Here is a 22,577-nt window from a genome sequence, read left to right on the forward strand (position 1 = left end):
GTGCGGTACGGCTCGGCCGCCGCGACCGCAGCCTGCTCCCGCCCGCCGCCCGAGGCGGCGGGCGCGCCCTCGACGGGCGCGTCCTCGGTACCAGGTGCCGAACTCGGCGCCGCCTTGGTCCGCTCGGGCGCCTCGGCCGCATTCCCCGACCCGTCCGAACCCTTCGACTCGTCCGAACCGTTCGACCCGTCCGACCCGTCCGACCCGTCCGCATCCTGCGGCGGCGACCCACCACCATCCGGCCCGTCCCCCTCCGGTTCCGGTTCGGGTTCCGGTTCGTCCGGGTCGCGCAGCGCCTCGTCGAGGTGTTCCTCGTCCAGCCCCGGGGCATCGAAGGGGTTGCGCCGCCGTCGATGCGGCAGCGCGAGCAGCGCCGCCGCGCGCACGTCCTGCGCCGTGACCTCGGTCCGCCCGCGCCAGGCGGCCAGCGCGATCGAGGTGCGCGCGGTGACCAGGTCCGCCCGCATCCCGTCCACCTCGAACGACGCGCACACTCGCGCGATCCGTTCCAACTCGGCGTCCGGCAGCACCACGTCCGCCAGGACCGTGCGGGCGCGCAGGATGCGCTCGGCCAACTCGGCGTCCTCGCCCGCCCAGCGGGCCGCGAACGCGTCGGGGTCGGCCTCGTACGCCAACCGTCGGCGCACCACCTCGGCCCGCTCGCGCGGTTCCCGGCTGGCCGCGACCTCCACGGTCAGCCCGAACCGGTCGAGCAACTGCGGTCGCAGCTCGCCCTCTTCCGGGTTCATCGTGCCCACCAGCAGGAACCGCGCGGCGTGCCGCACGGACACCCCCTCGCGCTCGACGTGCGAGGTGCCCATCGCGGCCGCGTCCAGGAGCAGGTCCACCAGGTGGTCGTGCAGCAGGTTGACCTCGTCGACGTACAACACGCCCCGGTGCGCGGCGGCCAACAGGCCGGGCTCGTATGCCTTGACGCCCTCGGTCAGCGCGCGCTCGATGTCCAGCGAGCCGGCCAGTCGGTCCTCGCTCGCGCCGACCGGCAGTTCGACCAGGCGCGCGGCGCGGGCGGTGCCGGCGAGCTTCGGGTCGTGCGGGCCGTCGGGGCACTGTGCGTCCGGGGCGGCCGGGTCGCAGGAGAAGCGGCAACCGGGCACCACCGCGACCTCGGGCAGTTGGCCGGCGAGCGCACGCACCATGGTCGACTTGGCGGTGCCCTTCTCGCCGCGCACCAGCACTCCGCCGACCGCGGGCGAGACCGCGTTGAGCACGAGCGCCAGCCGCAGATCGGCCAGGCCGACGATCGCGGAGAACGGATAGGCGGCGCTCATCGGCGGCGCCCCGCGCCACTGGATATGCCGTCAGTTGTCACAAAGCACGCAGGCATGCGCCGTCGGCCTCCCTCGGGTGTCCACGCCCTGGTCGGTTGCGAGACCCGTGACCCGGGCCCCGGACAGCGGCAAGTCTCTGGCTCACGCCCGCCCGACGGGGCGCGCGTTCACAGTGGCGGGACCGCTCCGGGGTGCCGCACCGCGCCGCCTCCCTCGGATGTACCGGTGTCGAGGTGTGCCCGCATCCTCGTGGAGCACGCGCGCATACCTCGACATCGGGCCCGAAGGTGCTCCGCGCGATACGCCGGATTCCTTCCCTGCTGTCGGCGACAGCCTCTCATACGCCCGAAAACGCGCCACGGCCCCCGCCGGGCGACGGGGGCCGTGGTGATGCGCTACGCGCGGATCAGAACGCGGGCAGCACGTTGCCCTTGTACTCGTCGGCGATGTACTTCTTCACCTCGGGCGAGTTCAGCAGCTTGGCCAGCTTCTGCACGCGCGGGTCGTTCTCCTTGCCCTTCTTGACCACCAGGACGTTCGCGTACGGGTTGTTCTCCGCCTTCTCCACCGCGATGCCGTCCTTGCCCGGGGTCAGCTTGGCGCTCAACGCGTAGTTGCCGTTGATCACCGCGCCGTCCACGTCGTCCAGCGCGCGCGGCAGCTGGGCCGCCTCGATCGCCTTGAACTTGAGCTTCTTCGGGTTGTCCACGACGTCCTTCTCGGTCGCCGTGGTGCCCGCGCCGTCCTTGAGCTTGATCAACCCGTTGTCGGCGAGCAGCTTGAGCGCGCGACCGCCGTTGGTGGCGTCGTTGGGGAACGCGACGGTTGCGCCGTCCCCCAGTTCGGCGAGCGACTTGACCTTCTTGGAGTAGAGCGCAAGCGGCTCCAGGTGCACCGGCACGACCGGGACCAGGCTGGTCTTCTTCTCCTTGTTGAACTCCTCCAGATACGGCTTGTGCTGGAAGAAGTTGGCGTCGACGTTGCCCTCGTCCAGGGCCGGGTTCTGCTGGGTGTAGTCGGCGAATTCCTTGATATCCAGCTTCAGGCCCTCCTTCGCCGCGAGGTTGTCCTTGATGTACTTCAGGATCTGCGCGTGCGGGACGGCGGAGGCGGCGACCTTGAGCGGGTCGGACGCGGACGAGCCCTTCTTGTCGTCGCTGCCGCAGGCGGCGAGACCGAGTCCGAGGGCGGCGACAGCGGTGAGGGCGACGAACTTGTTGATACGCACGAAGAGTGCCTTTCCTGGTGGTGCGGTGTACGCGGGCGGGATGCCTCGCGTCGTACGGTTGCGCGGGCCGAGGGCCGAGGGCCGAGGTGCCTAGCGGTGGGCGAGCCTGCGGGAGAGCAGATCGCCGACGAATTGCACGAGTTGGACCAGGACGACGAGCACCGCGATGGTGACGAGCATCAGGTTCGTCTCGAAGCGTTGGTAGCCGTAGCGGATGGCCAGGTCGCCGAGCCCGCCGCCGCCGACCACGCCCGCCATCGCGGAGTAGCCGACGATCGCGACGATGGTCACCGTGATCGCGGAGATGATCGAGGGCACCGCCTCGCGCACGAGCACCTTGCGCACGACGGTGATCGTGCTCGCGCCCATCGACTGCGCGGCCTCGACCAGCCCCCGATCCACCTCACGCACGGCGGTCTCCACCAGGCGGGCGAAGAACGGGATGGCGCCCACGGTGAGCGGCACGATCGCCGCGTCGGTGCCGATCGTGGTGCCGACCACCCAGCGGGTGAACGGGATCAGCGCGACCAGCAGAATCAGGAACGGGACCGAGCGGCCCACGTTGACCACCAGGCCGAGCAGCTTGTTCACCGGCGCGAACGCGAGCGGGCCGCCCCGGTCGGTGAGCACGAGCAGGAGTGCGATCGGCAACCCGATCAGTACGGTGATCAGCGTCGAGACGCCGACCATGTACAACGTCTCCTGAGTCGCGGTCTCCAGCAGTGGCCGCATCTCGGACCAGGTCATCTTCAGATCTCCTTGCCCGCGAGCGCCACGCCGTCGGCGGCGGCGACCTCGATGTCCGACTCGGTGGGGGCGGCCGGGCCCTCGTCGACCACGTCGACCTGCAGGCCCTGCTCGCGCAGGTAGCCGATGGGCACCACGTTGCGCTCGAACGTGCCGTCCAACGAGATCCGCATCCGACCGATCTGCCGCCCGCCGACGCTCTCCACCGCCGCGCCCAGGACGTTGACGTCCACGTTGTAGGTGCGCGCGAGCGTGGAGATGAACGGCTGCGCCGTCTCCTCGCCGCGGAAGGTGATGTCGACCACGGTGCGGCCCTCCAGCACGCCGGGCGTGCCCAGCGGGAACATCTCCCGGGCCAGCCGCGAATCGGAGCGGCCGAGCAGTTCGCCCACCGTCCCGGACTCGACGATCCGGCCGCCCTCCATCAGGGCCGCCGAGTCGCAGATGTTCTTGACCACGTCCATTTCGTGGGTGATCAGCAGGATGGTCAGGCCGAGCCGGTCGCGCAGGTCGCGCAGCAGCGCCAGGATCGAGCGGGTGGTCTGCGGGTCGAGCGCCGAGGTGGCCTCGTCGGAGAGCAGCACGCGCGGTTCGGCGGCCAGCGCACGGGCGATGCCCACCCGCTGCTTCTGCCCGCCGGACAGTTGCGCGGGATACGCCTTGGCGTGCTCGCTCAGCCCGACAAGTTCGAGCAGTTCGGCGACCCGGCGGGCCCGGTCCCGGCGCGCGATGCCGGCGATCTCCAGCGGCACCGCGACGTTTCCGGCGACGGTGCGGCTGGAGAGCAGGTTGAAGTGCTGGAAGATCATCCCGATGCCGCGCCGTTCGGCGCGCAGCGCGCTCGCGGACAGCGCGGTCAACTCGCGCCCGCCCACCTCGACCGTGCCCGACGTGGGGCGCTCCAGCAGGTTCAGGCAGCGGATCAGGGTGCTCTTGCCGGCGCCGCTGCGGCCGAGCACGCCGAAGATCTCGCCTTCCCGCACGTGCAGGTCGACGTTGTCGAGCGCGGTCACCTGCCGTTCTCGGCTGCGATAGACCTTGCTCAGGGCAGTGGTACGAATCACCGTGAAGTCCTCGGTTGGATGCGCGTGCCGAATCGGGCCCGGCGAGGGGCCGCGCGATTTCGTCACACAGGGGGCGTGGCGGGAATGACACCGGGGGCGCGGAGCGCTCGGCCCGGGAGAGGGATCAGGCCCTCAAATCCTCAACAGCCACACATTCGACAGATCTGACACGAACGGCACATGCGACGACAACCCGTGGCGATAGCCGCGGTGCCGGATGTGTGAGCCGTCGTGAACATGATCCGATTAAAGCAGACACCCGACCCGCAATGGAAATGTCATCCGGCCGGGGCACCTGCGACCGGAACCGACGAAGCCCCGGCCGCCATGGATTCCATGGTCGCCGGGGCTTCGGGCGCCGCTTCGCGGGGCGCGGGGTCGATCAGGCCGCGAGGACGGCCGTCTTGCGCAGGTAGACCAGGCTCAGCCGAGGGCTGATCTTCTCGATCCGGCCGCAGACGTACCCGAGCCGCTCGTACAGTCGCAGGTTGTTCTCACTGCGGTGGCCGGTGAACAACTCGTACTCGGCCGCGTCGGCGAGTTTCCCCTCGATCGCGCGCAGCAGCCGGGTGCCGAGCATGTGCCGCTGCAGCCGGGGGTGCACGACCAGTTTGCCGATCCGGGCCACACCGTCCTCGATGGTGCCGCGCACCGAACCGACGACCTCGTCGCCCAGGCGCGCCACCAGGATGGTGTGCGTGTCGAACTCGGCGCGCAGACTCTCCAGGCTCTGCGTCAGCGGCTCGATGCCGTAGTCGTTGTACAGGGCCGCTTCGCCCTGGTAACAGAGGTACTGAAGCTTGAGGATCTGCTCGGCGTCGGATACGTCCGCCGTGCCGATGCCTACGTTCTGCCCCATCGGTTTGCTCCCCTGATCGCCCTGATCACCGTGCGGATGTGTGTGCCGCAGCGTCATGTCACAGTGCCTTCGCAAAGGGGGAGGGTTGTCCCCTTCTCGAACACTCGCTGAACACTGCATTCGTCACTGTTCCACACGGCTTTTCCCGGACTTCTACCCGGCCCTCACCTACGCGCAATCCGCCGTTCGTGCAACCGCTTCGGCCAGGTGCCCTCCATCGGGTGATTCGGTCGGCCCGCTACAGACCGGTGACCCGGCGCACCACCCCCTCCTTGATCGCCCGCGTGGTCGAAAACGGCTCGGTGACCCGATGCACCAGCAGGGTCAGGTGCGCGTCGGCGCCTACCACATATCGCGATCCCGGCGACTTGACGGTGGCCGCCTCGACGATTGTCGCGGCCACCGTCTCCGGTTGGCTCCACAGCGGCTTCATCAACGAAAAGCCCAGGTCCATCCGCTGGAAGGCGGTCGCGAACGCACCGCCGCGGTGCCGCTCGACGGCCTGGGCCATCGCGTCGGTGACGCCGCTGCGGAACCCGCCGGGCGAGACCACCACGACGTCGATCCCGGCGCCGGCCACCTCCACGCGCAGGGCGTCGGAGACCGCCTCCATCGCATGCTTCCCGGCCTGGTACCAGCCGAGCAGGGGGTAGCTGATCTGCCCGGCGAGCGAGGAGACCTGGATCACCCGGCCCCACCCGCGCCCGCGCATGTGCAAAATGGCCAGGCGGGCCAATCGCATCGGGCCGAACAGCGCGGTCTCCAGCTGGTGTCGGGCGTCCTCCTCGGACACGTCCAGCACCGGCGCGAAGCACGTGCCGCCGGCGTTGTTCACCAGGATGTCGGGGCGCGCGTCCTCGATCACGTCCTTGCAGCCGGCCGCGTCGGTGATGTCCAGAAGCACGGTGCGCACCTCGACGCCGGCCGCGACCGCCGCCGCGGCGACCGCTTCCGCCTTCGCCGCGGAGCGCACCGTGCCCACCGTGCGGACGCCCGCCGCGGCGAACGCCAGCACGGTGGCCAGGCCAAGTCCCGAATTGGCCCCGGTGACCAGTGCCGTTCTGCTCACGTGCGACCCGCCTCGACGCCGGCGGCACGGGACTTCGGCTGACCACGGCGCGCGGCGGCGTTGCCGGTCGGCTTGGCCGCGGCACTCATGGTCGCCCCCTTGCCGGCCCGCTTGGCCGCGCCCGCACCGGACTTGCCGGCCGCCTGGCCGCGCCTGGGGGCGGGGACCTTGATCGCGGTCGCCGGACCGGCGGCAGCCTCGGACTCCGGTCCGGACGCGGCCTCGGGCTCGGGCTCGGCCTCCGACTCCGGCTGTTCGGGCTCGGGATCGGTCGCGGACCCGGGCACCGCCTCCGGCGCATCCACCACGTCGGCAACCGCCTCGGCCGCAGGCTCGTCGACCCGATCGCCGACCGCCTCGGCCTCCGGCTCGCCGAAGGGCTCCGGATCGGCGGGGAGATCGCGCACGCGCTGCGCCGGCGCGATCTCGTCGGCCGCCTTCAGCAGCAGGTTGAGCTGCTCGACAATGCTGTCGGCCAGCGCGAACGGATCCGGCAGCGCCTCCTTGTCCGCGAGCACGCCGATGTCGATCTGGTCGTGGTAGCTCATGCCACCGATGAACAATCCGAAGCCGTCGGCGATGATCCCCATCGAATGGAATGCCTCCACCTTCTGCCCGTGGGCATACAGGGGCGTGCGCGGACCGGGCACGTTCGACACGGTGGCGTTGCACAACGCGGGGAGCACGGACGCGAGTTGCGCGTCCCGGTACAGACCGCCCAGCAGGCCCAGCAGCGCCGGCGGCGGCGCCTCGGCCAGGCCGGTGAGCAACTCGCCGCCCATTGCGCTCTGTACTGCCTTGGCCGCGTTGGAGTTCTCGTGGATGCACAGCAGTCGCTCGGCGGGCTCCGCGATGTCCGTGGCCAGTCCCACGAGCATGCCGGTGATCATGTTGCCGCCCGCACGCTCACCACCGCGCGTGGCGTCCACGGGCACCGTGGCGATCAGCTGCCGCTCGGGCAACTCGCCCAGCCCGTCCAGCTGTTCGCGCAGCGCACCGGCCACGATGGCGAGCACGACGTCGTTGACCTTGACCCCGAACGCGTTCTTGACCAGCTTGACGTCCGGCAGCGACACGGTACAGAACCCGTACGAACGCCGCTTGCCGATCGGCTCGTTGTACCGGGTCCTCGGCACGTTCAGCGGCAGCGCCTGCCCCAGTCGTCCGGTCAGCGCGGCCTGCACGACGCCCTGCCCCAGTCGACCGAGTTGCCGACCCGCCCGGACCGGGGTGCCGGCCAGCGAGAGCACGCCCTCGCGCACCGCCTGCCAACCCCGCGGCGGTTCGAACACCTCGACCGGCGCCGGCACCGGGAGCGCCTCGGTCTCGACCGAGGCGCCGGCCTCGGCGTCGAAGAAGATCTCCTGCATCGCCGCGCCGGAGCGGCCGTCTATGCACGCGTGATGCACCTTCCACAGGTGCGCGACCCGCCCGTGCTCCAGGCCCTCGACGATCCACCAGTCCCACAGCGGCCGATCCCTCGGGAGCCGGTGTCGGTAGATCTCCTCGGCCATGTCGGCAAGTTCACGCCGGCCGCCCGGGGCCTGAAGGGTGGCCCGGTGCAGGTGGTTCGCGAGTTCGAAGTCGGGGTCCTCGACCCAGTGCGGCCGGGCCAGCCCCCACGGGCCCTGAACCAATTTGCGACCGAGCAGCGGCAGCCGGGGCAGCCGCGCGGCCAACGTGCGCTCGAAGGCCGCGCGGTCGACCCGGCCCCCGGTGTCGGAGGCGTCGACGATGGTCAGGCAGACCACATGCGCCGGCCACTCCTGCGACTCCAGGGCCAGAAAAGCCGAATCCAGACCGGAGAGCTTCACCAGGTGTTCCTCCTCCCGATGCCCGACGAGGTCAGGGCATCCTCGATGAAGCGGCGCGCCTCCCGGTTCCACACGGCTCCGATGTGCGAGCCGCGGTACCAGCAGACGGATGGTTCCTCCCAGTGCTTCCAGAGCCGATACGCCTGCTCCGGCGTGGCCATGCGATCGGCCAAGCCGGCATAGACGAAGCGGCGGTCCAACGGCACGCGCGGCGTCATCGCCAGCGGCGAAACCACCCGGTGGACCGTCTCGGCCTCGTCGCCGAGCAGCCCCGCCGCGCGCACCTCGCGCTTGATGTCGTCGGGTGCGTGGTGCGACATCACCCACGCCATGTCGACCGAGGGAACACCGACGATCGCGCAGTCGAGCTCCTCCACACTCGCGACCAGGGCGGCGACGTACGCGCCCAGCGAGAGCCCGTGCACCGCGATCGGGGTGTCCCCCTGCCGGCGGATCCAATCCAGGCAGCGGCGCACGTCCCACACGGCCTGTCCCAGGCCGTGCACGTTGCCGAGGTAGTCGAACGAGATGAACGGCGTGTCCTGGGCGCGTGCGGACTTGCGCGGGCCGTGCATCGGCAGCACCGGGTGGATCACATTGATACCCAGTTCGCGGTGCAGCCGTTGGGAGCGAAAGGCGGCCAGGTCGCCGGGACGCCCCATACCGAAGCCGTGCAGGTTCACCAGCCACGGCCGCGGCTTGCCGGGGTGGCGCAGCACGTACGCCCACACCCGCTGATTCGCGCCCGCCGCCTGCCACCGGGTGGCGCCCGGGACGCCCGCCCACGGCACGTATTCGCTGTCGAAGGCGAGCTGTTCGTACCCGATCGTGCCGTAGAGCCGGCCCCGCAGCACCGGATCGATCAATGCCGACGGCGCGGGGTGGAACAGGGTCGGGTCGTCCAGATAGGTCTCGGCGCGGAACTTGTGTACCGCGTCTGAGATTTCCTCCCGAATGCGCAGGGCGTCCTCGGGATCCGGCGACAGCCGACCGGTCGCCAGGAGCGCGACCACCACTTCGTCGAGGAAGGCCGCGTAGACCAGCCCCGGCGTCGGAAAGACGGTCGGCATGTCCGGATAGCGACGGCGTTCGGCGCGCAGCGAGCGCACATAGGAGCGCACGCCGAATCCCACGGACTGGGGCACACTGCGCAGCAGCCCGCCGATCGGCAGATCCGAAAGCATGGAAGCCGACTTCTCACTCTCGGAACGTATGCGGCGCAGGCGATCGAGCATGCTGATCCCTCCCCTCGATCAGGGCCGACCCTAGTACGCAACGCACGGAGCGAACACAGCTAATCGCTTTTGGTAACCGCGATTTCACATATGGGACTGGAACCTCGACTTCCGCTCACACACGTGCAACAGGTCCGAAACCGGACTACGTCCGACCCCCGAACACGCCGAACTACTCCCGGGCACGCCGATGGGCCCGCTTTCTCCCCCCGGAGAATGCGGGCCCATCGTCTCAGCTCTACTGCGGTGCCGTCTGGCGTTACGCGCCTGCCCACTTACGCTGAGCGGCCAAGTCCACACGAATCTCCGCGAGTTGCTCGGCGACGCGAGCCGGAGCGGTACCGCCGCGCCCGTCCCGCGAGGCCACCGACCCGGCGACGGTCAGCACCGAACGCACCTGCGGAGTCAGCTCCGGGGAGATCTCCGCGAGTTGATCGTCCGTCAGGTCCCATAGTTCGATCCCGCGCGGCTCGCAGTACTTCACGCAGGCGCCGGCCACGTCGTGCGCGACCCGGAACGGCGTGCCCTGGCGGACCAGCCACTCGGCGATGTCGGTGGCGAGCGAGAATCCGGCCGGGGCCAGCTCCGCCAGCCGCTCCCGGTGGAAGGTCAGCGTGGCGATCATGCCGGTGAACGCCGGGAGCAGGACTTCGAGCGTGTCGCACGAATCGAAGACCGGCTCCTTGTCCTCCTGAAGATCGCGGTTGTAGGCCAGCGGCAACGCCTTGAGCGTCGCCATCAGCCCGGTCAGGTTGCCGATCAGCCGGCCGGACTTGCCGCGCGCGAGCTCGGCGATGTCCGGGTTCTTCTTCTGCGGCATGATCGAGGATCCGGTGGAGAAGGCGTCGTCCAGGGTCACGAAGGAGAACTCCTTCGTGTTCCAGATGATGATCTCCTCGGCCAGCCGGGACAGGTTCACCCCGAGCATCGCGGTGACGAACGCGAACTCGGCCGCGAAGTCGCGCGAGGCGGTGCCGTCGATCGAGTTCGCCGCGGACGCGGAGAACCCGAGGTCGCGGGCCACCGACTCGGGGCTGAGCCCGAGTGAGGATCCCGCGAGCGCACCGGATCCGTACGCGGACACGTCCGCGCGCTTGTCCCAGTCGCGCAGCCGGTCGGCGTCACGAGCGAACGCCTGCACGTGCGCGAGCAGGTGGTGCGCGAGCAGCACCGGCTGGGCGTGCTGCAGGTGGGTGCGGCCCGGCATGACCGCGTCCGCGTGCGCGGCGGCCTGTTCGACCAGCGCCTCCTGGAGGTCGGCCAGCAGCCGGCCCAGGATTCGCGCGTGCTCGCGCAGGTACATCCGCCCCAGGGTGGCGATCTGGTCGTTGCGCGAGCGGCCCGCGCGCAGCTTGCCGCCCAGGTCGGGGCCGAGGATCTCAAGCAGTCCGCGCTCGAGCGCGGTGTGCACGTCCTCGTCCGCGATGGTGGCGACCAGGTCACCGGACTCGACGTTGTTCTCCAGCGTGTCCAGGCCGGCGAGCATCCGGGTCAGCTCGTCGTCGGTGAGCAGCCCGGCCGCGTGCAGCACGCGGGCGTGTGCCCGCGAGCCGGCGATGTCGTACGGCGCGAGCCGCCAGTCGAAGTGCACGCTGGCGGAGAGCAGGGCGAGGGCCTCGGAGGGGCCGCCGGAGAAGCGGCCTCCCCACAGGCTCACCCGATCGGGGTTGTTGGTCACGACTGGTCGTTGTCCCGCCGTGCGGCGATCTTGCTGGACAGCCCGAACAGCTCGATGAAGCCCTTGGCCTGCGACTGGTCGAACGTGTCGCCGGTGTCGTAGGTGGCCAGGTTGAAGTCGTAGAGCGACTCGTCGCTGCGCCGACCGGTGACCACGGCCCGACCGCCGTGCAGGGTCATCCGGATGTCGCCGGACACGTGCCGGTTGGCCTCGGCGATGAAGCCGTCCAGGGCCCGCTTGAGCGGGGAGAACCACAGGCCGTCGTAGACCAGCTCGGCCCAGCGCTGCTCGACGGTCCGCTTGTAGCGGGCCAGTTCGCGCTCGACGGTGACGTTCTCCAGCTCCTGGTGCGCGGTGATCAGCGCGATCGCGCCCGGGGCCTCGTAGACCTCGCGGCTCTTGATGCCCACGAGCCGGTCCTCGACCATGTCGATCCGGCCGATGCCCTGGGTGCCGGCCCGCCGGTTCAGCTCCTCGATCGCCTGGAGCACGCTGACCGCGCGGCCGTCGACGGCAACCGGCACGCCGCGCTCGAAGGTGATCACGATCTCGTCCGCGTCCCGCGGCGTGGCCGGGTTCTGGGTGTACTCGTACACGTCCTCGATCGGCGCGTTCCAGATGTCCTCCAGGAAGCCGGTCTCCACGGCCCGCCCGAAGACGTTCTGGTCGATCGAGTACGGCGACTTCTTGGTCGTGGCGATCGGCAGGTTCTTCGCCTCGGCGAAGGCGATCGCCTTGTCCCGGGTCATCGCGTAGTCGCGGACCGGCGCGATGCACTTGAGGTCGGGGGCCAACGAGGAGATGCCGACCTCGAACCGGACCTGGTCGTTGCCCTTGCCGGTGCAGCCGTGCGCGACCGTGGTGGCGCCGTGCTTCTTCGCGGCGGCGACCAGGTGCTTGACGATCACCGGGCGCGAGAGCGAGGAGACCAGCGGGTAACGGTCCATGTAGAGGGCGTTGGCCTGGATCGCCGGCAGGCAGTAGCCGTCGGCGAACTCGTCGCGGGCGTCGGCGACCTCGGCCTCGACCGCGCCGCAGGCCAGCGCCCGCTTGCGGATGATGTCCAGGTCCTCGCCGTTCTGGCCGACGTCGACGGCCACCGCGATGACCTCGGCGCCGGTTTCCTCGGCGATCCACTGGATACAGACGGAGGTGTCGAGACCTCCGGAGTAGGCGAGTACGACGCGCTCGGTCACGAGCGTGCTCCTTCGAAGAGTGGTCGGGCAGATGGTGCGGTGTTTCGCCGGAGCCGAGCGCTCTAGCGGGGTACGGAAGTGTGTGCGGCCGGGCCCTGCGGCAACGCCTAGCCCTTGTTCTCGGCAAGCGCCAGGAGGTGGGCGGCGAGCGCCGCGCCTCCCTCGGGGTCTCGCGAGACCATCAGGATGGTGTCGTCGCCGGCGATGGTGCCCAGGATCAGCCGGGAGTCGGCGTGATCCATGGCCGAGGCCAGGAATTGGGCAGCCCCGGGCGGTGTGCGCACCACCACGAGGTTGCCCGATGCCTCGGCCGACACCAGCAGTTCGCCGGCCAGGCGCGACAGCCGTCCCTCGACTGCGGACTCCTCGAGCGGCGCCCGTGGGGTGCGGTCGCCGCCTTCCGCCGGTACGGCGTAGATGAGCGATCCCTCCCCGTCGCGGATCTTGACCGCGCCGAGTTCGTCGAGGTCCCGGGAGAGTGTGGCCTGGGTGACGGCGAGGCCGTCCTCGGCGAGCAGTCGGGCGAGTTGATTCTGCGACCGGACCCGGTGCCGGGTCAGGATGTCGACGATCCGCCGGTGCCGGGCGATCCGGGTGCTTGGCACCGCGTACACGCCCTCGACCGGGGTCGCTTCACTGCTCTGCTCGCTGCTCATGGGACGACCTCGCCTAGTGTCGGACTCGTCGTCGTCGGCTGTGGGTCACGGTGTTCCTCCGGCGGGTGCGGCGGCGAGGCCGGCGTCCAGGATGGCGGGCAGGGCTCCGAGCAGCGCGTCCACGTCCGCGTCGTCGACGACGAGCGGAGGGGCGAGCCTGACCCGGGTGGGCACGGCGGCGTTGACGAGGAAGCCCGCGTCCTGCGCCGCCTTTTGCACGGCCGGCGCCACCGGTGCGGTGAGCACGATACCGATCAACAGGCCTGCTCCGCTGACCCGACCGACCAGCGGATGGGCGATCTTTTCGATTCCCGCCCGAAGGTGCTCGCCCAGGCGCGCCGAGCGCCCGCACAGGTCCTGCTCCTCGATGGTGTCCAGCACCGCGAGCGCCGCGGCGCAGCACACCGGATTGCCGCCGAACGTGGTGCCGTGCTGGCCCGGTTGCAACAGCTCCGCCGCCGCGCCGAACGCCACGCAGGCGCCGATCGGCAGGCCGCCGCCCAAGCCCTTGGCCAGGGTGACCACGTCGGGTTCGATACCCAGCGGCTGATGTGCGAACCAGGTGCCGGTGCGGGCGATGCCGGTCTGGATCTCGTCCAGGATCAGCAGCGCGCCGTGCGCGGCGGTGATCTCCCGGGCCGCGACCAGGTAGCCCTCGCCGGGCATGACCACGCCGTTCTCACCCTGGATGGGCTCCAGGATCACCGCGGCCGTCTGCGGCCCGACCGCGGCGCGCAGCGCCTCGATGTCGCCGTAGGGCACGAAGTCGACGCCGCCGGGCAGCGGAGCGAACGGCTCGCGCTTGGCGGGCTGGCCGGTCATCGCCAGCGCGCCCATGGTGCGGCCGTGGAAGCCGCCCTCGGCCGCGATGATCTGCGGTCGGCCGGTGCGCCGGGCGAGCTTGAACGCGGCCTCGTTGGCCTCGGCGCCCGAGTTGCCGAAGTAGACCCGCCCGGGGCGGCCGAACAGCCCGAGCAGCCGTTCGGCGAGCGCGACCGGCGGCTCGGCGATGTAGAGGTTGGACACGTGGCCCAGCCGGCCCAGTTGCTCGCTCACCGCGGCGGCGATCGCCGGGTGGGCGTGGCCGAGCGAGTTGACCGCGATGCCGCCGAGGAAGTCGAGGTAGGTGTTGCCGTCGCTGTCCACGACCCGCGCCCCGGATCCGCTGACCAGCTCGATCGAGGGCGTGCCGTAGTTGTGCATCAGCGATCGGTTCCACCGCTGTGTCAGTGCACCGGTCCCGGTGATCGTCATACCGCCCCCTCCGCTTCGTGGTCGTCTTGTCCGGTGAAGGTCCCGGCCCGGCGGGCCGGGACCACCATGGTCCCGATCCCCTCGTCGGTGAACACCTCCAGCAGCAGCGAGTGCGCGACCCGCCCGTCCAGGACGTGGGCGGCCGGCACTCCGGCCCGCACCGCCCGCAGGCACGCCTCCATCTTGGGCAGCATGCCGCTGGAGAGCGTCGGCATCAGCGCCGCCAACTCGTCGGCGTCCAGCCTGGATATCACCTCGTCGCTGGTGGGCCAGTTCGCGTACAGCCCCTCGACGTCGGTGAGCACGACCAGTTTCTCCGCGCCCAGCGCGACCGCCAGCGCGGAGGCCGCGGTGTCCGCGTTGACGTTGTAGACGTGCCCGTCGGCGCCGCGTGCGATCGAGGAGACCACCGGGATCCGGTTGTCGTGCAGCAGTGCCTTGATCGCGCCCGGGTCGACCTCGACGATGTCGCCGACCAGGCCGATGTCGACCGTTTCGCCGTCCACGATCGCGTGCCGCTTCTCGGCGGTCATCGTGTGCGCGTCCTCGCCGGTCATCCCGACCGCGAACGGACCGTGGTCGTTGATCAGACCGACGATCTCGCGCTGCACCTGGCCCGCGAGCACCATCCGCACCACGTCCATCGCCTCGGGCGTGGTCACCCGCAGGCCGCCCGCGAACGAGGACTCGATGCCGAGCCGGTCCAACTGCGCGCTGATCTGCGGGCCGCCGCCGTGCACGATCACCGGGCGCAGCCCCGCGAAGCGCAGGAACACCAGATCCTGGGCGAAGGCGCGCTTGAGCGCGTCGTCGACCATGGCGTTGCCGCCGAACTTGATCACCACGGTCTTGCCGTAGAAGCGCTCCAACCACGGCAGGGCCTCGATCAGCGTGCGCGCCTTGGCCAGTGCCGCATTGTTGCGGCCCTGTTTGTCGGCCGATTCCGTCCGCATCCCGCTCCCCCTCGTCTGGCTGTCCGTACCGGTCATGACGAGTAGGCCGAGTTCTCGTGGACGTAGTCGGCCGTGAGGTCGTTGGTCCACACGGTCACGGCGGCGTCGCCCGCGTTCAGGTCGGCCACGATGTGCGTCTCGCGCGGGGTCATGTCGACCAGCTCGCGGTCCTCGCCCACGAAGCCGTCCCGGCACACCCACACGCCGTTGAACGCGACGTCGAGCCGATCCGGGTCGAAGGCCGCGGCGGTGGTGCCGATCGCGGCCAGCACCCGGCCCCAGTTGGCATCCTCGCCGTGCACGGCGCACTTGAACAGGTTGTTCCGGGCGATCGAGCGGGCCACCTCGAGCGCGTCCGCCTCGGTCGCGGCGCCCACGACGTCGATCCGGATGTCCTTGCTCGCGCCTTCGGCGTCGCCGATCAGCTGCCGGGCCAGATCGCCGCCGACCGTGCGCACCGCCTCGGCGAACGCGGCGGGGTCGGGCTGGACGCCGGAGGCACCGGAGGCCATCAACAACACGGTGTCGTTGGTGGACATGCAGCCGTCGGAGTCGATCCGGTCGAACGTGGTGTGCGTGGCGCCGCGCAGCACCGTGTCCAACGTCTCGGCGTCGACCGCGGCGTCGGTGGTGAGCACGACGAGCATCGTGGCCAGGCCCGGGGCGAGCATGCCCGCGCCCTTGGCCATCCCGCCGACCGTCCACCCGGCGGGGTCGGTGACGACGGACTGCTTGTGCACGGAGTCGGTGGTCTTGATCGCGATCGCCGCGTCCTCGCCGCCGTCCGCGCTCAGCGCCGCGGCGGCCTTGGCCACGCCCGGCAACAGCTTGTCCATCGGCAGTTGCACGCCGATCAATCCGGTGGAGGCCACCACGACCTCGCCCGCGTTGAGCCCGAGCAGCTCGGCGACCCGCTCGGCGGTGGCGTGCGTGTTGCGAAAGCCCTCGGTGCCGGTGCAGGCGTTGGCGCCGCCGGAGTTGAGCACCACCGCCTGCACCTGGCCGGCCTTGACCACCTGCTCCGACCACACCACCGGCGCGGCCCTGACCCGGTTCGAGGTGAACACGGCCGCGCCCGCGATCGAGGGGCCGTCGTTGACGACCAGGGCCACGTCGGGCAGGCCCGTGCTCTTGAGGCCTGCGGCCACGCCCGAGGCCCGGAAGCCCTTTGCTGCGGTGACGCTCACGGTGCTACCCCCGTCTTGCTCAGTCCCAGGTCCTCGGCCAGGCCGAGGGCGATGTTGGTGCTCTGGATGGCACCGCCGGCGGTGCCCTTGGCGAGGTTGTCGATCGCGCCGACCACGACCAGCCGGCCGGCCCGCTCGTCGACGGTCACCTGCAGCACGGCGGTGTTCGCGCCATGGACCATCGCGGTCGCCGGCCACTGTCCCTCGGCCAGCAGGTGCACGAAGGCCTCGTCGGCATAGGCCGCGGCGTACGCGGCGCGCACCGTCTCGGCGCTCACCCCGGGCTTGAGCCGGGCGGTGCAGGTGGCCAGGATGCCGCGTGACATCGGCACCAGGGTCGGCGTGAAGGAGACCGTGACGTCCGCGTCGGTGACCGCGCGCAGCCCCTGGATGATCTCCGGGGTGTGTCGGTGCACGCCGCCCACGCCGTACGCACTCGCGGAGCCCATCACCTCGCTGCCGAGCAGATGCGTCTTGGGTGCCTTGCCCGCTCCGGAGGTGCCGGAGGCGGCCACCACGACCCAGTCGGGTTCGACCAGGTCGGCGGCCAGCGCGGGTACCGTGCACAGCAGTGACACGGTCGGGTAGCAGCCCGGCACCGCGATCCGCTTGGTGCCGGCCAGGGCGGCCCGGCCGCCCGGCAGCTCGGGCAGTCCGTACGGCCATGTCCCGGCATGGGAGGATCCGTAGAACTCCTCCCAGTCCGTCGCCTCCCGCAGGCGGTAGTCCGCACCGCAGTCCACCACGAGCACGTCCGCACCCAGCCGTGCGGCCAGCGCGCCGGACTGTCCGTGCGGCAGGGCCAGGAAGACCACGTCGTGACCGGCGAGGTTCTCGGCGGTGGTCTCGGCGAGCACCCGGTCGGCCAGCGGCAGCAGGTGCGGCTGCAGCTCGCCCAGGCGTCGGCCCGCGTTGGATCCCGCCGTGAGCGTGCCGATCTCGATCTCCGGGTGCGCGAGCAACAGACGCAGGATTTCCCCGCCCGCGTAACCGCTCGCCCCGGCCAGTGCCGCCTTGGCCCCCATACTGCCTCCTCGTGAGAAGCATGACTATACGGATCTGCGAATCTCTATGCAAGTACGGTGTGTGACGGCCCGACCGAAGGCGATCCGAGCAAGCCTGCCGCCCTTTGCCGCCACCCCAGTAGGGCGCAGGGCCGGTGCGTTAGGATCAGCCGACCTCGGATACGCGCCCCCCAGTGGGCAGTCGACCGCCGGCGGGACGGCAGCGACGTGCAGCAGCCGGCGGGCAGCCCCCGCCCAGGAAACGAACGAGACCACGTGACCCCTCCCCCCGGCACCTCCGGGCCCGCCGGCGCCTCGCGCGCCGCCGGCACGGACCTACAGTCCCCGACCGGCCAGCCGCGATCGGCTCCCGAGTCGGACCCCGCGGAATCCGACGACGCGTCGGTCGATCCGCCCTCGGCACGGCGTCGGCACCCGCGCGTCCCGCTGCCGGACCTGCTCGCCCTGGGACTGCCGACGCTGGTCTTCGCGATCATGGGCTGGCATCAGCGCTGGATCACCGACGACGGCCTGATCTTCACCCGCGCGGTCCGCGAGATCCTGGCCGGCAACGGCCCCGTGTACAGCTCCGGCGAACGGGTCGAGACGTCCACCAGCACGCTGTGGCAGTGGCTGCTCGCGCTGCTCGGTGGGATCACCCCGTTCGACTACGCGCCCACCGCCGTCTACACCGGCCTGATCCTGGCCGTCGCCGGACTGTGGCTGTCCCTGGACGGCACCCGCCGACTCTTCCGCGGCATGGCAGTCACCCGACTGCTGCTGCCCGCCGGCGTGCTCGTGTTCATCGCCATCCCCTCCGTGTGGGACTTCGCCACCGCCGGCATGGAGACCGGACTGATCCTGTTCTGGATCGGCCTGTCCTGGTGGTTGCTGATCGGCACCTGGCTGCGCCCGGTCGATACCCACACCACCCGCCGCACCCTCGCGCTCTCCCTGTGGTTCGGCCTGGGCCCGCTGGTCCGCCCCGACCTGGGCCTGACCATGGTGGTCCTGCTCGCCGCCCAGTTCCTGCTGATCCGCGCCCGCTGGCCCAAGGCCCTGGCGATGCTGGCCTGCGCAGGCTTCCTACCCGCCGCGTACGAGATCTTCCGGATGGGCTATTACGGCCTGATCTTCCCGATGCCCGCGCTCACCAAAGAGGCGTCGGGCTCGTTGTGGGGTCGGGGCTGGGACTACCTGACCGACTACATGCGGCCGTACTACCTGTGGATCCCGATGATCCTGATCCTGGTCGCCGTCGCGGTCGCCCTCACCCGGCGCCGCCCGGCCGACCGCCGCACCTGGATCGTCATCGCCACCCCCCTGGTCGCGGCCCTGGGCCAGACCGTCTACGTGCTCAAGGTCGGCGGCGACTTCATGCACGGCCGGATGTGGCTGCCGATCCTGCTCCTGGTGCTGCTCCCGCTCCTGCTCGCCCCGCTGGACCGGCTGATCACCCCGGCCATCGTGCTCGTCGCGGTCTGGGCCGTGGTCTGCGGCACCACCCTGCGCTCCGGCGTGATCACCACGCCCTCCCCCAGCGGCCACGGCAACCAGGTCTGGAACGAACGCGACACTTACGCGGCCTGGACCCGGACCGACAACCCCACCACCGAGGAAGCACACATCCGGACGCTGCCGACGATAAAGGAGGCGTTCCGTAACGAAAAGGCGACCGGAGAGCGTTTGTTGTTCGTGGACCCGAACTACATGAAGCTCCCGCCGCTGCCGCTGCGCCGCGATCTGCCCTTCGACAAGGGCCTGGTCATCGGTCGCCTGGGCGTGGGCGGCTCGATCACCCCGCTCGGCGGCGTCGTGGTCGACGTATGGGGCCTGGCCAACACGGTCGGCGCGCACATCACCGAGACCCAGCACACCGCGGCGGGCCACAAGAAGCTGCTGCCCTTCGCCTGGAACGTCGCGCTGTACGTCGACCCGGCCGGCGACGCGCTGGTGCCCGAGGAGGCCGCGCCCGCCGCGGAGATCCGGGCCGCCCGGGCCGCGCTCCGGTGCGGCGACCTCAAGGAGCTCGTCGACTCGGTCAGCGAACCGATGTCCGCGTCACGCTTCTGGAAGAACCTGACCGGCGCCGCGGGCCGCACCGATCTGCGGATCCCGGCCGACCCGATCGAGGCCGAGAAGAAATTCTGCGCATCCTCCTGAGCCCGTCATCGGCCCGGCGGGCGATCATCAGTGGTTATGGTGTGGTCGGCCCGCCCGCCCCGTCTGGAGTCAACGAACCATGAGCCTCGTGAGTGTGCTTTCCGGGCGCTCGCGCTCCGGGCGGCGGGCCCATCCCTCGACGGACGGCCCGCAGCCCCGCGGCATCACCCGCTGGAACACCGCGATGGTGCTGGTGCCCACGCTGATCCTGCTGGTCCTGGGCTGGCATCGACGCTGGATCAGCGACGACGGCCTGATCTTCACCCGCACGGTCCGCCAGATCCTGGCCGGGCACGGCCCCGTGTTCAACGTCGGCGAACGCGCCGAGGCGTCCACGAGCACGCTGTGGCAGTGGATCCTGGTGTCGGCCTCGTGGATCACCCAGATGGACGTGGGCCGGCTCGCGGTCCACCTGGGCCTGCTGTGCACCGCCGCCGGCTACGCGCTGGCTCTGCACACCACTCGCCGGCTGTACACCCGCACCGCCGGGACGATCCCGCTGGTGCCGCTCGGCGTGATCGCCCTGCTCGCACTGCCGCCGGTGTGGGACTTCGCCACCTCGGGCCTGGAGACCGGCCTGACCACGGTGTGGACCGCCGGCTGCTGGTGGCTGCTGGTGCGCCTGCCGCACGACCCGCGCGCCCGGATCGCCTACGGCCTGGCCTTCCTGGCCGGCCTGGGCCCGATGGTGCGGCCCGACCTGGCGATCGCCACGCTCGGCTTCCTGATCGCACTCGGCGTCGTCCGTCGCCCGCGCCTGCTGCACACTCCGGCCCTGCTCGGCACCGCATTCACCGTGCCGCTGCTGTACGAGATCTTCCGGATGGGCTACTACGGCGTCCTGCTCCCGCTGCCGGCCGTCACCAAGGAGGCATCCACTGCCGACTGGTCCCGAGGCTGGAACTACGTCCGCGACCTGACCGACCCGTACCACCTGTGGATCCCGTTCGTGCTGCTCCTGGCCGTGGTGGTCGGCCGATCGGTACCCCGCCTGCGCGACCCCGCCGGCGCGGGCGCGCGTCTGCGCGCGATCGACCGCGCCGGATGGGCCAGGATCACCGTGTTCGCGGTGCCCGTCCTGTGCGGCCTGACGATGCTGCTCTACGTGGTCCGCGTCGGCGGCGACTTCATGCACGCCCGGATGTTGCTGCCGGGGCTGTTCATGCTGCTCCTGCCGATCCTGCTGGTCCCCGCGAACCGGCTCGCGATCCCGGCGGCCACGGTCCTGATCGGCTGGGCCACTGTCTGCGCGGCCACCTTCCGGGTGCCCTACGAAGGCATCGGTCCGCGCGGCATCGCCGACGAACGCGCCTTCTACGTCGGCGCGCTCAAGGTCGCCAATCCGGTCACCGCGTACTCCTACGTGGCCAACTACCCACGCTTCCCCGCCGCCGCGAACGCCGCCCGCGCCGACCACACGCACGTGATCGTCTACCCCTGGTACGACGGCTTCTACGTCACCGTGCTCGACCCGAACCTGCCCGCCCCGGTCGCCACCGTCTGGTCCAACCTCGGCATGAACGGCGCCAACACCCCGCTCGACGGCGTCTCCGTGGACATCTTGGGCCTGGCCTATCCGCTCGCCGCACACGTCGAACTCACCACCCGCGGCCGCCCCGGCCACGAGAAGGCGATCGACATCGCCTGGGTCTTCGCCCAGTACGCCTCCCCCGAAGCCGTCCTGCCGCCCGGCATCGACCCGATCCGGGTCAAGGCCGCGCGCTACGCCCTCACCTGCGGCGACGCCAACCGGGGCAAGCTCAAGGAGCTCCAGGACTCGGTCCACGAACCGATGTCCTGGAGCCGCTTCAAGAAGAACTTCACCGGCGCCTTCGACCGCACCTCGTTCCGCTTCCCGAACGACCCGGTCACCGCCGCCAAGGAAATCTGCGGCATCGACGTCCTGTCCGAAGGCGTCCTCCCCAAGGACAACCCCAACCGCTGACCCCCCAACCCCGGCCGCCCCCTCACCCACCTCCGACTCGGGCCGGCCACACCCCCGGCGCGTCAGCGCCCCCGACCCACCCCCGCCCAAGTGATCGACGCGCGCAGCGCGGAGAGCGGCGAAGCCGCAAACTTCGACTTCGTGACCCGGAGCAAAGCGCAGGGACACGAAGTCACGAGCGAGGGGCCGCTTTTTCTTGGAGGAGCGAAGCGGGGGAAAGGAAAAGTGGTGCCTCGCGAGCCGGCGACAAAGTCGCCCAACAAGCAGCCCCGGCTCCTCGCGCTCACGACCCGGTCACCCCCGAGACCGCACGGTCACATCATCGATCCGCGAATCGACCGGCAGCGTGAGCGTCGACACCACGACCCCCGCCACCGTCCCGGGATCGCTGTAGCGCTCGCGCTCGAACACCCCGCCCTCCTGCTCCCGCACCCCGCGCTGCATCGCCGTGGCCGTCCGCCCCGGGTACACACTGGTCACCCGCAGCGCCGGCTCCTCCTCCCGCAGTCCGTCGGCCAACGCCTTGAGCGCGTGCTTGCTCGCCGCATACGCCGTCCAGCCCGCATTGGTCCGCAGCCCCGCCCCACTGTTGAGCAGAACCACGTCGGCCCGCCCGCGCCGCAGCGCCGGCAACAGCACCCGCGTAACCTCCGCCACCGCAAGCACGTTGACGGTCAGTGTGCGCGACCACACGTCCGCGGCCGTCTCCGCCACCGTGCCCAGTTCCGCGATGCCCGCGCTGTGCACCAGGCCCGCGAACGTCTCCTCGGCGAGCGGTGCCAGCGCGTCCGCGATCGTCTCGGGACGCTCCAGGTCCGCGACCACGGTCCGCACCCCGGGCCCGGCCAATTCCGCGGCCCGCCGCTCCGACCGCACGATCGCGACCAGGTCGTGGTCGCTCTCCCGCAGCCGGCGGGCGATCTCCGCACCGATACCGCTGCCGGCACCAGTGATCACATAAGTACTCATTGCGCCACCCTACGAGGTGCGCGCGCACCGAGAGTGCGACGACCTCGTACCGAGCGACTCGGTCCACGCCCCGTTGTCCCGACGGCGCTCCACCACCCACCTGGTCGACGCCATGGACCGCACGGTCTTCCGCTTCCCCGACGACCCGACCGCCGCCGTCCGACAGATCTGCGGCGTCGACGTCCTGAAACCGGGCGGGTCCTGCCCACCGCACCGGCGCCGGATCCGGCCCCGGTTCGGCCGCCCCTGCCCTGACACGGCTGCGGC

General features: G+C 70.8%; 17 protein-coding genes and 1 pseudogene. 2 read left to right on the forward strand and 16 right to left on the reverse strand.

Annotated features, from left to right (window positions below):
• The 15 genes and pseudogenes from ABZS54_RS25150 to argC all read right to left on the reverse strand — a co-directional run.
• Positions 1-1,289 (reverse strand): ATP-binding protein (locus ABZS54_RS25150; RefSeq protein WP_355540263.1); only part of this gene is annotated, 1,289 nt, incomplete at its 3' end.
• A 406-nt stretch (positions 1,290-1,695) separates the two neighbouring features.
• Positions 1,696-2,517 carry a MetQ/NlpA family ABC transporter substrate-binding protein gene (locus ABZS54_RS25155; RefSeq protein ID WP_355540266.1) on the reverse strand — a complete coding sequence of 274 codons (822 nt, stop codon included), beginning with the start codon at positions 2,515-2,517 and terminating at the stop codon, positions 1,696-1,698.
• 93 nt (positions 2,518-2,610) lie between these two features.
• Positions 2,611-3,264, reverse strand: a pseudogene (locus ABZS54_RS25160) (methionine ABC transporter permease); the annotation flags it as partial.
• 2 nt (positions 3,265-3,266) lie between these two features.
• Positions 3,267-4,328 carry an ATP-binding cassette domain-containing protein gene (locus ABZS54_RS25165; protein ID WP_355540269.1) on the reverse strand — a complete coding sequence of 354 codons (1,062 nt, stop codon included), beginning with the start codon at positions 4,326-4,328 and terminating at the stop codon, positions 3,267-3,269.
• 382 nt (positions 4,329-4,710) lie between these two features.
• Positions 4,711-5,187, reverse strand: a complete 477-nt coding sequence (locus ABZS54_RS25170; RefSeq protein WP_355540272.1) for a GNAT family N-acetyltransferase — start codon at positions 5,185-5,187, stop codon at positions 4,711-4,713.
• 238 nt (positions 5,188-5,425) lie between these two features.
• Positions 5,426-6,256, reverse strand: a complete 831-nt coding sequence (locus ABZS54_RS25175; protein WP_355540275.1) for an SDR family NAD(P)-dependent oxidoreductase — start codon at positions 6,254-6,256, stop codon at positions 5,426-5,428.
• On the reverse strand, positions 6,253-8,070 hold the full coding sequence (locus ABZS54_RS25180) for a wax ester/triacylglycerol synthase family O-acyltransferase (RefSeq protein WP_355540278.1): 1,818 nt from the start codon (positions 8,068-8,070) through the stop codon (positions 6,253-6,255). Before ABZS54_RS25180 ends, ABZS54_RS25175 begins: the two co-directional genes overlap by 4 nt.
• Complete coding sequence (locus tag ABZS54_RS25185; protein ID WP_355540281.1) at positions 8,067-9,254, reverse strand: hypothetical protein; 1,188 nt, start codon at positions 9,252-9,254, stop codon at positions 8,067-8,069. The genes ABZS54_RS25180 and ABZS54_RS25185 overlap by 4 nt, the downstream gene beginning before the upstream one ends.
• A gap of 310 nt (positions 9,255-9,564) precedes the next feature.
• Positions 9,565-10,983, reverse strand: a complete 1,419-nt coding sequence (gene argH, locus ABZS54_RS25190; protein ID WP_355540284.1) for an argininosuccinate lyase — start codon at positions 10,981-10,983, stop codon at positions 9,565-9,567.
• Complete coding sequence (locus tag ABZS54_RS25195; protein ID WP_355540287.1) at positions 10,980-12,179, reverse strand: argininosuccinate synthase; 1,200 nt, start codon at positions 12,177-12,179, stop codon at positions 10,980-10,982. Before ABZS54_RS25195 ends, argH begins: the two co-directional genes overlap by 4 nt.
• Positions 12,180-12,286: 107 nt before the next feature.
• Entirely contained in the window at positions 12,287-12,835 is a 549-nt protein-coding gene (locus tag ABZS54_RS25200) for an arginine repressor (RefSeq protein ID WP_355540290.1), read from the reverse strand.
• 45 nt (positions 12,836-12,880) lie between these two features.
• Positions 12,881-14,089 carry an acetylornithine transaminase gene (locus tag ABZS54_RS25205; protein ID WP_355540293.1) on the reverse strand — a complete coding sequence of 403 codons (1,209 nt, stop codon included), beginning with the start codon at positions 14,087-14,089 and terminating at the stop codon, positions 12,881-12,883.
• Positions 14,086-15,042 (reverse strand): acetylglutamate kinase, encoded by a 957-nt coding sequence (gene argB, locus ABZS54_RS25210; protein ID WP_355540296.1) that lies wholly within the window; start codon positions 15,040-15,042, stop codon positions 14,086-14,088. The genes ABZS54_RS25205 and argB overlap by 4 nt, the downstream gene beginning before the upstream one ends.
• A gap of 32 nt (positions 15,043-15,074) precedes the next feature.
• Entirely contained in the window at positions 15,075-16,229 is a 1,155-nt protein-coding gene (gene argJ, locus ABZS54_RS25215) for a bifunctional glutamate N-acetyltransferase/amino-acid acetyltransferase ArgJ (RefSeq protein WP_355540299.1), read from the reverse strand.
• Entirely contained in the window at positions 16,226-17,254 is a 1,029-nt protein-coding gene (argC, locus tag ABZS54_RS25220; protein WP_355540302.1) for an N-acetyl-gamma-glutamyl-phosphate reductase, read from the reverse strand. The genes argJ and argC overlap by 4 nt, the downstream gene beginning before the upstream one ends.
• A gap of 255 nt (positions 17,255-17,509) precedes the next feature.
• On the opposite strand from argC, the gene ABZS54_RS25225 reads away from it, so the two are divergent.
• Both ABZS54_RS25225 and ABZS54_RS25230 read left to right on the forward strand, forming a co-directional pair.
• Positions 17,510-19,396 (forward strand): hypothetical protein, encoded by a 1,887-nt coding sequence (locus ABZS54_RS25225; protein ID WP_355540305.1) that lies wholly within the window; start codon positions 17,510-17,512, stop codon positions 19,394-19,396.
• Positions 19,397-19,484: 88 nt separating this feature from the next.
• Positions 19,485-21,341, forward strand: coding sequence for a hypothetical protein (locus ABZS54_RS25230; RefSeq protein WP_355540308.1), 1,857 nt, complete (start codon positions 19,485-19,487; stop codon positions 21,339-21,341).
• 294 nt (positions 21,342-21,635) lie between these two features.
• Here ABZS54_RS25230 and ABZS54_RS25235 read toward each other — a convergent pair whose 3' ends face one another.
• The gene (locus ABZS54_RS25235) at positions 21,636-22,310 is read right to left on the reverse strand and encodes an SDR family oxidoreductase (RefSeq protein ID WP_355540311.1); all 675 of its coding nucleotides are present in this window, start codon (positions 22,308-22,310) and stop codon (positions 21,636-21,638) included.
• Positions 22,311-22,577: the final 267 nt, after the last annotated feature.

It is taken from the genome of Embleya sp. NPDC005575 (genome assembly GCF_040605455.1).
In the GTDB taxonomy this organism is placed as follows: Bacteria; Actinomycetota; Actinomycetes; order Streptomycetales; family Streptomycetaceae; genus Embleya.